The following is a 12219-nucleotide window of genomic DNA, read 5'->3' as shown; positions in this document are numbered from 1 at the left end:
GCGCGGAGGAGGTGCTGGCGCTCCTCGAGCTGAGGCTGCACGCGCTCTCCGACGAGTGGGACGCCGTCCTGGTGGACTGCGCGCCCACGGCCGAGACCCTGCGGCTGCTGGCGCTGCCCGAGGCGCTGGGCTGGTACATGACCCGTGTCTTCCCGGTCGAGCGCCGCGTGGTCAGGGCGCTGAAGCCGGTGCTGACCCGGGCGGCCGGAGTGCCGATGCCCGAGGACGACGTCTTCGGCGCTGTTGAGCGGCTCCACGCCGAGCTCGACCAGGTGCGGGCCCTGCTCACGGGCCCCGAGGCGGGTGTCCGGCTCGTGCTCACGCCGGAGCAGGTGGTGCTGGCCGAGGCGCGACGCAGCTTCACCACCCTCTCGCTGTTCGGATACCGGGTGGACGGCGTGATCGCCAACCGGGTCTTCCCGAACGCCGCAAGCGACGCATGGCGTGCCGGGTGGGTCCGCGCTCAGACGGACGTGCTCGCCGAGGTGGAGCAGTCCTTCTCGGGCATCCCGGTGTGGCGTTCGCAGTTCCGTGCCACGGAGCCGGTGGGGCTCGGCGAGCTGTGCGACCTGGCGCGGGCGACGTACGACGGCGCCGATCCGCTCGACGTACGACCGTCGGAGGAGCCGTTGCGGATCACCCGCACCGGTGACGGTGCCGTGCTGCGGCTCCGGCTCCCGTTCGTCGCGCGGGGGGACGTCGACCTCGCGAGGGACGGCGACGACCTCGTGGTGACCGTCGCGTCGTATCGTCGTCTCCTCACCCTGCCCGCCGGGCTGGCTCGCCGTCGCGTGGCCGGCGCTCGGGTGGACGGGGGCGAGCTGCAGGTGAGGTTCGTAGTCGAGCGCGGCGAGAGCTGAGATGGATCCCAGGTGAGTCAGAGCGACGACCCCGAGCCGGTGGGCAGCGTGGCGGAAGAGGCTGCGAAGCTTCTGGGCGCACTCTCCGGCTGGGCCCGTGAGCACGGCGACGGTGTGTCGGCCATGGCCGGCACGATGGCGGGCTCCTTCACCGACGAGCTGCACGAGCACCTCGCCACGGGTGCGCCGGAGTGCACCTGGTGTCCCCTCTGCCGCGCCCTGTCCGCGGTCCGGCAGACCAGCCCCGAGGTGCGGGCTCACCTGGCGAACGCCGCGTCGTCGTTCCTGCTCGCGGTCTCGGGGATGATGCAGCCCCACGCTCCGTCGCGCGACGGCACCGTCGAGCGCATCGACCTCGACGAGGGCTCCGACGGCTGGCCGGAGGATGCACCATGAGTCTGGCCTGCGGCATCGACGTGGGTGGCACCAAGATCGCCGGCGGGGTGGTCGACGAGAGCGGAACGATCCTCGAGGAGCTCCGGGTCGAGTCGCCGGCCACCGACGTCCTCGCGATCGAGGCGGCGATCGAGAAGCTGGTCACCGAGCTCCGCACCCGGCATCCGATCGAGGCCGTGGGAGTGGGAGCCGCCGGCTACATCGACAAGGCTCGCGCTGTCGTTCTGTTCGCGCCCAATCTGGCCTGGCGGGACCTCGACCTCAAGGCGGACCTCGAGCGCACCCTGGAGCTTCCAGTGGTGGTCGAGAACGACGCCAACGCGGCGGCGTGGGGGGAGTTCCAGTTCGGCGCGGGCCACGATGTCGACGACCTGCTGTTGGTGACCGTCGGCACCGGCGTCGGCGGCGGCCTGGTGCTGGACGGCTCTCTGTACCGCGGTGCCTTCGGCGTCGGCGCCGAGATCGGCCACATGCGCGTGGTGCCCGACGGGCTCCTGTGCGGGTGCGGGAACCGGGGCTGCTTCGAGATGTACGCCAGCGGCTCCGCCCTGGTCCGCGAGGCGCGGGCGGCGGCCCGCGCCGGCTCGTTGCTGGCCGCCGACCTGCTCGAGCGAGCCGGCGGCGATGCCGACGCGATCACGGGGCCGTTGGTGACCCAGGCCGCCCGAGACGGCGACACGTTCGCGATCGAGCAGCTGTCGTCGATCGGCCGGTGGTTGGGTGAAGGCATCGCGTCGCTGACGGCCGTGCTCGACCCGGCCGTGGTCGTGGTCGGCGGCGGCGTGAGCGCCGCGGACGAGCTGCTGCTGGCCCCGACTCGTACGGCGTTCACCTCCCAGCTCACCGGTCGCGGCCACCGGCCGGCACTCGAGATCCGTCGCTCCCGGCTCGGCAACCGGGCGGGCCTGATCGGCGCTGCCGACCTCACCAGACACTGATCCGGCACGGATCGCCGGACACTATCGAGCGGAAGTCCCGCGGGTCAGGCAACCTGCTGTCACGATCGTGCCGTGGCCGAACGCGCGCTGCGGTGGATGCCGCCTGCACTCCTGTGCGTGCTCTTCGGTGCCGTCGCGATCCGAGCATCGCGGCCCATCGGCGACCCCGACGACTGGTGGCACCTGCGCCTCGGCAACGACCTGATCGACCAGCACTCGCTGGCAGCACCGCACTGGTCGGTGTTCGCCTCGGTGCCCTGGGTGCCGACCGAGCCGCTGCCCGAGATCACGGCGGCGTACGTCAACCGCTGGTTCGGTCTGCCCGGCCTGGCCGTCCTCTTCGCGGCGGCGGCGCTGGTCGTCGTGCTGACCGTCCATGCGGTCTGTCGTCTGCACGCCGCCGCGTTGCCGGCCGCGGTCACGACGGTGGTGACTGTCCTGGCGATCACCGGCTCCTTGAGCCCACGGCCACAGCTGGTCAGCTTCGTGCTGCTGCCGGTGGTCGTGGAGGCGTGGCTCCGCAGCGAGCATGACCATCGCGTTCGTTGGTGGCTCGTGCCGCTGAGCTGGGCGTGGTCGCTCTGCCACGGCTTCTGGTTCATCGGGGTCGGCTACGGCTTCCTGTTCGTCGCCGGCTTCGCCCTGTCGCGGAAGATGCCCGCGGCGGTCCTCCTGCGTCAGTTCGCGGTCGCGGTCGCATCTCTCGCGGTGGTGGCTCTCAACCCTGTCGGGCTCGGCGTGCTGAAGGCTCCGCTCGCCGTGAACAGCACCTCGAGCTATATCCAGGAGTGGGCCCGCACAGACCTCACCAGCGCAGCCGCGCTCGCTTCGCTGGCGATGGTGTTGGTGACCGCCGCCGTCTGGGCCACCACCCGGCGGGGCTTGACATGGCCGGGCGTGCTGGTGCTGGTCAGCGCGCTTGTCTGGACCTGGTACGCCGGCCGCACCGTCGCCGTGGCCGGACTCGTCGTCGCCCCGCTGCTCGCCGGTGCACTCGACCAACTCGTGCGGGCAGGGTCGTCGATCCCGGACGGCTCCCACGAACGTTTCTGGTTCCGGCGTTCCGAGGCACTGGTGCTGACCGTCTCCGCGGCTGTGGCTGCGACCGTCGTGGCGATCGTTGCTCCGGTCACCGCGGTCCGGCCCGGCGACGTGCCCACGACGCTGAACGGCGCGCTCGACCGGCTCCCACCCGGGACTCGGGTCTTCAACGACTACGCGCTCGGAGGCTGGATCGCCTGGCGCCATCCGGATCTCCAGCAGTACATCGACGGACTGATCACGCCGTACTCCGAGCGGCACGCGCATGACTACGTCGTGGGCGAGAGCGCGAGTCCCGGTTGGAGCCGGATCGTGAACGCGTCCGGGGCCACCGCCGCGCTGCTCGGCGAGCACTCGCCTCTCGTCGACAAGCTTGCCGACCGCGGATGGACAATGCGTGGGACCGACGCCGGCTACGTCTTGCTGACCGCTCCGGCCGGACGTAGCCCGGGGTGACGGCGGCTCCTCAGAGTCGCGCCCCGTCGTCGTCGGGGTCGCGGGGCGCCATCGTGGCCACCAGGTAGCCGAACGAGACGATGCACGCGACGACCAGCCCCACGCTCAGGATGCCGGGCAGCGGGTAGTCGAGCAGTTGGAGCAGCACGAGCAGGAGCGGCGAAGCCACAAGCCCGACCCAGGCGACGCGACGCTCCGGCGAGATCACCGCCGGCGGCGGCAGAGGCGGGGGCGTGAACGACTCGTCGTCGTCCAGGTCGAGCAGGAACGGCTCGTCCTGCTCGGCCGGCGTGGGCTCGGTCAGGGGAGTGGTGAGCTCGATGAGTCCCGGCACGTCAGGGCCGTCGCCGTAGTGGTCGACGATGTCGCGCCAGGCCTGTTCCTCGGCTTCCGCCCGAGCGCGGTCGCGAGCCTCGTCGTCGCGTCTGCTCACGCCTCCAGACTATGCCGTCATCGCCGAGTCACGTGGCGGTCACCCTGGCCGTGAACTCGGCCGACTCCGCGAAGATCTGCTCGGCATCGTGGTCGAGCGTGGCCACGTGGTAGCTGTTGTCCAGCGTCCGCTCCTCCACGTCCGTCGAGGAGACCCCGTGCAGGATCGTGGGAGAGGACGACGGATCGATGACGTTGTCGTTCTCGGACCGGAAATACAGCAGCGGCTGGTTCACCCTGTTCAGGTCGGGAACGACGACCTTCCACATCGTGGTCACCTCGGCCAGCCCCTTGAGCGGTAGCCGGTCGTAGCCGTGCTCGTCCTGGCCGGGCTTCCGGATGTCGTTGGTGACTCCGCGCATTGACGGGATGAAGTGCTTGATGAACGGGAGCAGGGTCAGCTCGGTGCGGATGCTCGACACGAAGGGGTTGACCAGCACCAGGCCGGCGACCTGGTCCCCACGCTCCTCGGCGAGACGGAGCGCCAGGCAGCCTCCCATGGAGAGACCCGTCACGGCGACTGCGGCGCAGCTCTCGCGCAGCCGGTCGAACGCCGCCTCGGCCTCGGCGTACCAGTCGGTCCAGGAGACCCGGTTGAGGTCCTGCCACCGGGTCCCGTGACCCGGAAGGAGCGGGACCTCGACGGCGTACCCGTGATCGGCGAGCGCGCGCGCCCACGGCTTCAGCGAAGCGGGGGAGCCCGTGTACCCGTGCAGGAGCAGCACGCCGACGGACCGGCCGCCGGTCTGCTCGGGGTGCGCAGGGAGCGACAGGGGGTCGGTGGGAGCTTCGGGCGACGGCGTGTCGGACATGCGGGGCATCCTTCCGTACCCCACGAGCCTTGTCAGGGTTCCACCTTCCCCGGTGCGACTAGGGTGTGGCCAGACGGTGTGAGAGTCGACGCGCACAAGGGGGTCGGAGTGCTCTACTGGTTCCTCAAGTGGATCGCGATCGGCCCGTGGCTGAAGCTGGTCTTCCGGCCGCACGTCGAGGGGGCCGAGCAGGTGCCGGCGTCCGGGCCGGCGATCCTGGCCAGCAACCACCTGTCGTACGCCGACTGGCTGTTCATGCCGCTGACCCTTCCGCGCCGGGTCACCTTCGTGGCGAAGGCCGAGTACTTCACCAGCCCCGGCGTCAAGGGCTGGTTCCAGAAGAAGTTCTTCTCCGGCGCCGGCCAGGTGCCGATCGACCGCTCCGGTGCGAACGCGGCCGAGGGTGCGCTCAGCTCAGCGCGCGAGATCCTCGGCCGGGGCGAGCTGTTCGGCATCTACCCCGAGGGCACCCGGTCGCACGACGGTCGGCTCTACCGCGGCAAGACCGGCGTGGCGCGGCTCGCCCTCGAGACCGGCGTACCGGTGGTCCCCGTCGCGGTGCTCGGCACCAACGTGGTGGCTCCGCCGGGCAAGACGTTCGGCACGTTCACCCGGCCGGGCGTGCGCTTCGGCAGGCCGCTGGACTTCTCCCGCTACGAGGGGATGGAGAACGACCGCTACATCCTGCGCGCCATCACCGACGAGATCATGTACGAGATCATGCAGCTGTCCGGTCAGGAGTACGTCGACATGTACGCGACGCGGGCCAAGGAGCTGTCTCAGAAGTCGGCTGCCGAGGCCAAGCGTGCCGAGCGCGAGGCCGCCGCCGCCGCGGCCGGCGAGCAGAAGCAGGCGTCCTGACCACGCGCCATCCCGGGCTCACGCCGGGGCTGCTCCTCCCGGTCCGCCCCACGGAACCAGCCGCGATCGCGGTCGAGGACCGGATGTACCGCTGGCTGGCGGTGCTCCGGTTCCTGCTCGTCGCCAACACGGTCGCGCTGAACGTCTACCGAGGCGGCTTCGAGCACCCCGTCGGCGGGGCGCTCCTGGTCGCCGCGCTCGTGGTCTGGACGTGCCTGATCAGCTGGGTCTACCACTCGTTCCGGCGCCGCACGAGCTTCTGGGTGGCGGCCGACCTGATCGTCGCCCTGGTGTCGCTGGCCCTGACCTCGGCGGTCAAGGAACCGGGCTACCACTCGACGGTTCCGGGCTTCTGGATCATGGGCGCCCTGTTCGCCTGCGCGATCCACTGGCGGCTGTACGGCGGGCTGGTGGCGGCGGTCCTGTTGTCGGTCGACGATCTCCTGACTCGCGGCTACCTGTCCGAGACCGTTTACGGGAACTACTTCCTTCTCCTCGTCGGCGGCCCCATCGTCGGGCTGATGGTCGACTCGCTGCTCCGCTCGGCCGCCCGCACGGCTGCCGCCGAGCGAGCCGCCAGCGCCGCCCTGGAGCGCACGAGGATGGCGCGGACCGTGCACGACGGCGTCCTCCAGGTGCTGGCGCTCGTCCAGCGGCGCGCCCCCGACCTCGGGTCCGAAGGGGTCGAGCTGGGTCGGCTGGTGGGCGAGCAGGAGCAAGCGCTGCGCTCCCTGATCCGTCAGCAGGACACGGTGACCCCTACGCCCGGGATGGTCGACCTGGTCGGTGCGCTGTCGGCACTCGAGCGGCGACCCGGCGTCTCAGTTGCCGCACCGTCCGACGGCGTACTGCTCGAGCGTGCGAAGGCCGACCAGATCGTCGCCGTCGTGTCCGCATGCCTCGACAACGTCGCGGCCCATGTCGGGCCGAAGGCTCCTGCTTGGGTCCTGCTGGAGGCCACACGGGACGCCGTCCATGTCTCGGTTCGCGACGAAGGCCAGGGCATCGCCGATGGGCGGCTCGACGCGGCGGAGCGGGACGGGCGGTTGGGAGTCGCGTCCTCGATCCGCGGCCGGGTCGCCGAGCTCGGCGGCAGCGCCGAGCTCACGACCGGTCCGCACGGCACCGAGTGGGAGTTCACGGTCCCGAGGTCGCCACGGCCTATCGTCATCGAGTGACGATCCACGCCGAGCACCCGTTCCGCGACGCAGAGCCGGATCCGGTACGCCGGTTCCGCGGGCGCGTCGGCGGCACGGTCGGGCTGTGGACGGCCGGGGGTGAGTCGGACCGAGCCGGGCTCACGGTGACGTCGTTCCTGGTCGCGGCCGGCGAGGACGCACGCGTGCTCGCGCTGCTCGACCCCGACGCCGACCTCACCGAGCGGCTCCTGGAGTCGGGGCGCGCCGTGCTCCAGCTGCTGACGTGGGACGACCGCGACCTGGCCGAGATGTTCGGCGGCACGGCGCCGGCGCCGGGTGGGATGTTCCGGCAAGCGGAGTTCGTCCAGACCGAGTGGGGGCCCCGTCTGGAGTCGGCGCGCACCTGGGCCGGCGTACGCGTGGAGTCCGAGCAGGCGGTCGGATGGTCGACCCTGGTCACCACCGTTGTCGAGCACCTCGAGGTCGGTGACGACGAGGAACCGTTGCGTCACCACCGCGGGCGGTACGGACGTTAGGGTTCCAACCGTGTCCGACGGGGTGGGCGAGGAGCGGCTGCGGGTGATGGTCGTCGACGACCACCCGATGTGGCGTGACGCGGTGGAGCGCGACCTGCAGGACGCCGGCTTCGACGTGGTGGCAGTCGCGGCGGACGGCAACCAGGCGATCGCGAGGTTTCGCGCGGCCCGGCCGAAGGTCGTCGTGCTCGACCTCCAGATCCCCGGTCCCGGTGGCGTCGAGGTGACCGCCGACGTGCTCGGCCACGACCCGTCGGCACGCGTGCTGATCCTCTCGGCCTCCGGCGAGCACCAGGACGTCCTCGAGGCGGTGAAGGCGGGCGCGACCGGCTACCTGGTGAAGTCCGCGTCGCGGCAGGAGCTGCTCGAGGCGGTACGCCGGGTGGCGGCCGGCGACAGCGTTTTCACGCCGGGCCTGGCGGGCCTCGTCCTCGGCGAGTTCCGTCGGATGAACGAGGGAGGCGGCGAGGAGCCCGAGCCGGAGAACGCGCTGACCGCCCGCGAGACCGAGATCCTGAAGATGGTCGCCAAGGGCATGAGCTACAAGCAGATCGCCGAACGGCTCGTCCTCTCGCACCGCACCGTGCAGAACCACGTGCAGAACACCCTGCGCAAGCTCCAGATGCACAACCGGGTGGAGCTCACCCGGTATGCGATCGAGCAGGGGCTCGACGATGGCGACACCGACGATGACGACGGCGACTGACGTCGTGTTCCGGCCGGCCACGGCCGCGGACGCCGACGCGCTGACCGAGCTCGAGCGCGACACCAACCTGATCGCGCTCGGACACGTCTTCGCCGGCATCCCCTTCCCCTACGACGAGGTGCGGGACCGCTGGCTCCGGCTCCTGGCCGACCCCGACGTGCGGGTCGAGGTGGCCGGTCTGCCCGCGCGCCTCGATGTATACCTCGCGTGGGACGCCGAGCGGCTGCGGCACCTCGGTGTCCGCCCCGAGCTGTGGGGGTGCGGCCTCGCCCGCCGCGCGGTCGAGCGAGCTGACGGCGTCTGCCGCCTCTGGGTGCTGCGGGACAACCAGCGCGCGCGGGGCCTCTACGAGCATCTCGGCTGGGCGCCGACCGGGCTCGAGCAGGAGGCGGAGTGGCCGCCCTATCCCGTGGAGCTGGAGTACGGCCGTGGCTGAGCTGCTCGAGATCGCGGACGAGCTGTACGGGCTCCCGCAGGAGGAGTTCACGCCCGCCCGCGACGCGAGGGCCAAGGAGCTCAAGGCCAAGAAGGACCTCGCCGCAGCGGTGAAGAAGCTCAAGAAGCCGTCGGTCGCGGCGTGGGTCGTCAACCTCTTCGTGCGTCGCGAGAGCGAACAGGTCGAGCAGGTGATCGCTGTCGGCACGGCCCTGCGCGAGGCGCAGGAGGGAATGGACGGAGCAGAGCTGCGGGCGCTGACCAAGCAGCGACGACAGCTCACCTCCGCAGTGACCCAGCAGGCCCGGAGCCTGGCCAAGGACGAGGGCGTGAAGGTCACCCAGGCGGTCGCCGACCAGGTCGAGGCCACGCTCACCGCGGCGATGCTCGACCCGGAGTGTGCGCGGGCGGTGCGAAGCGGCCTGCTCGTCGCCGCGTTGTCATCGACGGGCGTCGACACCGTCGACGTGGCGGCAGCCGTCGCGGTGCCGGAGGCTCTCGGGTTCGCGGCGACACCGACCGCGGCGGAGGCGCCCGCGCCGCCGGACCTGCACGTCGTACCCGGTGACGAGGACGCGCGGAAGCGCGAGGAGGCCGAGGCCGCGCTCGCCGCCGCACAGGAGACGGTCGACCAGGCGGAGTCGGCGCTGACGGAGGCCGACCAGGCGGTCGAGGAGCTCCAGGCCCGCAGCCTCCAGCTCCAGTCGGAGATCGACGAGCTACGCCGCAAGCTGTCCGAGCTGGAGTCGTCGGCCGAGGAGACCGACGACGAGCTCGAGGAGGCCGAGGACGCTCAGGGCGAGGCCAAGGCAGCCCACATCGCCGCGGTCAAGACGCGCGACGTCGCCCAGAAGGCGCTGGACAAGCTGGGCTGATCAGTCGGCCCAGGTGACGGTGCGTCTCTGGGCGCGTTCGGCCACGTGAGGGATTCGCTCGCAGTTACCCTCCGTGGTCGTGAGATTCCTGCGCGGTGCGCCGTGGTTCGCGATGCCGCTCGGGATCTTCGTCCTGACGCGCTTGTTCGACGCGGTGGTCATCGTGCTGATGGCCCGACATCAGATCCCGGCCTCCTCCCTTCCTCGCGACGCGCTCGTGCCCACGGTGATCGACCCGCCCTCGTACCTGAGTGCGATCCAGAGCTGGGACGGTCAGTGGTACAGGCAGATCGTCGAGCACGGTTACCCGTCGACGCTGCCGACGAGGGACGGCGAGGTGACGCAGAACGCCTGGGCGTTCTACCCGGGGTACCCGGCCCTGGTCTGGCTGGTGACCCGCCTCGGGCTGTCGTTCGGCGTCGCCGCGTCCGCAGTGAGTCTGGTGGCAGGTGGTGCGGCGATGTGTTTGCTGTACCGGCTGGTGCGTCTGCGGTCGAGCGACTGGATGGCGGGAGTGACCGTGCTGGCGGTCTGCTGCGCGCCCATGGCGCCTGTGCTGCAGGTCGCCTACACCGAGAGCGTCGCCCTGCTCCTGCTCCTGCTCGGCTTGTGGTGGCTTCATCACCGTCGCTACGGCTGGGTGGCGCTGGTCGGTCTGGCTCTGGCGCTCGTCCGCCCGGTCACGCTGCCGCTGGCAGTCGCCGTCGCTGTGGAACTGGCCCTGCGTTGGCGTCGTCGCGAACGGGAGGACTTCCCGGCGCGCGAACGCGCGGCGCTGATCGGAGCGATGATCACAATCGCTGTGTCGGCAGTCATCTGGCCCCTGGTCGCCGGGATCGTTGTCGGCGATCTGTCCGCCTACTCCGACACCCAGAAGGCATGGCGCGGGACCGCCGGCACCCGCCCCGACACGTGGCTGGTCTCCCTTCTTCACGGCGCGCCCCCCGCACGCTGGGTCTTCGTCGTTGTCGTTGTCGCGGTCGCCGTGTGGATCGGGTGGCGGAACCGCCAATGGACCGACGGCACGCGCGCATGGGTCGCGGCCTATCCCGCCTATGTGCTCGCGGCGACTCCCCCGACGTCGAGCCTCTTCCGTTACCTGATGCTCCTCGGACCGGGCTTGTGGCCGTTCAGCAAGAGCGAGGCGATCGTGCGCGAGAAGCGAGGGCTCGTCGTGCTCGGAATCGTCGTGCTCGGGCTCGCGACCCAGGTGCTCTGGCTGTACTGGTATTTCGTGATCACGCCGGGTTCGCGCGGCACTCCCTGACCGGCTCCTTCAGTCGGCCCAGGCGAGGGACCGGCGGACGCCTTCCTGCCAGCGGGCGTAGGCCGCGTCTGCGGCATCCCGGTGATCCGGATCGGGTTCGAAGCGCGCGTCCAGCTGCCAGGTCTCGCGGAGGGCGTCGGTCGACTCCCAGAGGCCGACGCCGAGCCCGGCGAGGAACGCCGCCCCGAGGGCGGTGGTCTCGACGATCTCGGGGCGTTCGACCGGTACGCCGAGCTGGTCGGCCTGGAGCCGGCAGAGCAGGTCGTTGGCGGAGGCGCCGCCGTCGACGCGCAGCGGGGCGGAGTCGGCGCCGGGCATGGTCGCCAGCACGTCGCGCACTTCGAAGGCGATCGCCTCGAGCGTCGCGCGCACGAGATGAGCCCGCGTCGTACCCCGGGTGATGCCGAGGATGGTGCCGCGCGCGTGGGGGTCCCAGTGCGGGGCTCCCAGTCCGGTCAGGGCGGGCACGAAGACGACGCCCTCGGACGAGTCGACCGTCGCGGCGATCGCCTCGGTCTCGGCGGCCGAGCCGACGATCTGGAGCCCGTCGCGCAGCCACTGCACGGCCGCGCCGGTCACGAAGATCGCGCCCTCGAGGGCGTAGGTGAGCTCGCCGTCGGGGGAGCGCCAGGCGGCGGTCGAGAGGAGGCCGGCGTCCGACCGCTCGAGCGACGTCCCGGTGTTGGTGAGGATGAACGAGCCGGTGCCGTAGGTGCACTTGGCGTCGCCCGGGTCGTAGCAGGTCTGCCCGAACAGCGCCGACTGCTGGTCGCCGGCGAGACCGGCGATCGGCAGCTCGAGCCCGCAGAACGACGCCGGGTCGGTCGTGGCGATCTCGCCCCAGTTGGGCACGAGGTCGGGGAGCGCGTCGCGGGGTGCGCCGAAGAGCCCGCACAGCTCGTCGGACCACTCGCCGGTGGACAGGTCCATCAGCAGGGTCCGGCTCGCGTTGGACACGTCGGTGACGTGCCAGGTGCCGCGGGTCATCCGGGCGACCAGGAAGGAGTCGACGGTGCCGACGGCGTACCGGCCGTCCTCGACCAGCGCCCAGGTGTGGGGCTCGTTCTCCCTCAGCCAGGTCAGCTTGGTGCCCGAGAAGTACGGATCCAGCCGGAGCCCGGTCAGCTCGGTGACGCGCTCCTCGTGTCCGTCGTCGCGCAACCGGTCGCAGATCGCGGCGGTACGCCGGTCCTGCCAGACGATCGCGCGTCGGGGCGAGTCGAGGGTCTCGCGGTCCCAGAGCAGGACCGTCTCGCGCTGGTTGGTGATCCCGACGGCGCGCAGCTCCGAGGCGTCGTACGACGTGAGGGCGGCGCGCGTGGCCTCGAGCGTGGCCTGCCAGATCTCCTCCGGCGCGTGCTCGACCCAGCCGGGCCGGGGGAAGTGCTGGGGGAACTCCTGGTAGCCGCGGGCCGCGATGCGGCCTTCGGGAGTGACGACCACCGCGGTGACGCCGGTGGTGCCG

14 protein-coding genes are annotated in these 12219 nt (G+C 71.3%); 11 read left to right on the top strand and 3 right to left on the bottom strand.

Features of this window, described 5'->3' with window-relative positions:
* From VGK78_RS07370 to VGK78_RS07355, 4 genes are all read left to right on the top strand, one after another.
* On the top strand, positions 1-860 hold an 860-nt coding region (locus tag VGK78_RS07370), incomplete at its 5' end, for an ArsA family ATPase (RefSeq protein WP_331526935.1).
* A gap of 12 nt (positions 861-872) precedes the next feature.
* The gene (locus VGK78_RS07365; protein ID WP_331526934.1) at positions 873-1256 is read left to right on the top strand and encodes a hypothetical protein; all 384 of its coding nucleotides are present in this window, start codon (positions 873-875) and stop codon (positions 1254-1256) included.
* Positions 1253-2194: an ROK family glucokinase gene (locus tag VGK78_RS07360; RefSeq protein ID WP_331526933.1), complete on the top strand. Its 942-nt coding sequence runs from the start codon at positions 1253-1255 to the stop codon at positions 2192-2194. Before VGK78_RS07365 ends, VGK78_RS07360 begins: the two co-directional genes overlap by 4 nt.
* Before the next feature lie 72 nt (positions 2195-2266).
* Positions 2267-3691 carry a hypothetical protein gene (locus tag VGK78_RS07355; protein WP_331526932.1) on the top strand — a complete coding sequence of 475 codons (1425 nt, stop codon included), beginning with the start codon at positions 2267-2269 and terminating at the stop codon, positions 3689-3691.
* Positions 3692-3701: 10 nt separating this feature from the next.
* Here the strand turns inward: VGK78_RS07355 and VGK78_RS07350 are convergent, their stop codons facing one another.
* Together VGK78_RS07350 and VGK78_RS07345 are read right to left on the bottom strand one after the other, a co-directional pair.
* Positions 3702-4124 carry a hypothetical protein gene (locus VGK78_RS07350; protein WP_331526931.1) on the bottom strand — a complete coding sequence of 141 codons (423 nt, stop codon included), beginning with the start codon at positions 4122-4124 and terminating at the stop codon, positions 3702-3704.
* Positions 4125-4152: 28 nt separating this feature from the next.
* Positions 4153-4935, bottom strand: coding sequence for an alpha/beta hydrolase (locus VGK78_RS07345; protein ID WP_331526929.1), 783 nt, complete (start codon positions 4933-4935; stop codon positions 4153-4155).
* Between the two features lie 78 nt (positions 4936-5013).
* On the opposite strand from VGK78_RS07345, the gene VGK78_RS07340 reads away from it, so the two are divergent.
* The 7 genes from VGK78_RS07340 to VGK78_RS07310 all read left to right on the top strand — a co-directional run bounded on the left by VGK78_RS07340 (position 5014) and on the right by VGK78_RS07310 (position 10754).
* Positions 5014-5796, top strand: a complete 783-nt coding sequence (locus VGK78_RS07340; protein ID WP_414690643.1) for a lysophospholipid acyltransferase family protein — start codon at positions 5014-5016, stop codon at positions 5794-5796.
* Positions 5793-6974, top strand: a complete 1182-nt coding sequence (gene macS, locus VGK78_RS07335; protein ID WP_331526937.1) for a MacS family sensor histidine kinase — start codon at positions 5793-5795, stop codon at positions 6972-6974. The genes VGK78_RS07340 and macS overlap by 4 nt, the downstream gene beginning before the upstream one ends.
* The gene (locus VGK78_RS07330) at positions 6971-7471 is read left to right on the top strand and encodes a flavin reductase family protein (RefSeq protein ID WP_331526928.1); all 501 of its coding nucleotides are present in this window, start codon (positions 6971-6973) and stop codon (positions 7469-7471) included. The genes macS and VGK78_RS07330 overlap by 4 nt, the downstream gene beginning before the upstream one ends.
* Before the next feature lie 46 nt (positions 7472-7517).
* Entirely contained in the window at positions 7518-8177 is a 660-nt protein-coding gene (locus tag VGK78_RS07325) for a response regulator transcription factor (protein WP_331526936.1), read from the top strand.
* Entirely contained in the window at positions 8161-8613 is a 453-nt protein-coding gene (locus VGK78_RS07320; protein ID WP_331526927.1) for a GNAT family N-acetyltransferase, read from the top strand. The genes VGK78_RS07325 and VGK78_RS07320 overlap by 17 nt, the downstream gene beginning before the upstream one ends.
* The gene (locus VGK78_RS07315) at positions 8606-9487 is read left to right on the top strand and encodes a hypothetical protein (RefSeq protein ID WP_331526926.1); all 882 of its coding nucleotides are present in this window, start codon (positions 8606-8608) and stop codon (positions 9485-9487) included. Before VGK78_RS07320 ends, VGK78_RS07315 begins: the two co-directional genes overlap by 8 nt.
* A gap of 79 nt (positions 9488-9566) precedes the next feature.
* On the top strand, positions 9567-10754 hold the full coding sequence (locus VGK78_RS07310) for a hypothetical protein (protein WP_331526925.1): 1188 nt from the start codon (positions 9567-9569) through the stop codon (positions 10752-10754).
* Between the two features lie 9 nt (positions 10755-10763).
* Here VGK78_RS07310 and VGK78_RS07305 read toward each other — a convergent pair.
* The coding region (locus tag VGK78_RS07305) for a glycerol kinase (RefSeq protein ID WP_331526923.1) at positions 10764-12219 on the bottom strand (1456 nt) is incomplete at its 5' end.

It is taken from the genome of Nocardioides sp. (assembly GCF_036503465.1).
Taxonomy (GTDB): domain Bacteria; phylum Actinomycetota; class Actinomycetes; order Propionibacteriales; family Nocardioidaceae; genus Nocardioides.
Note: the sequence above shows the minus strand (reverse complement) of the source record. Positions and strands in the feature narration are given on the sequence as shown.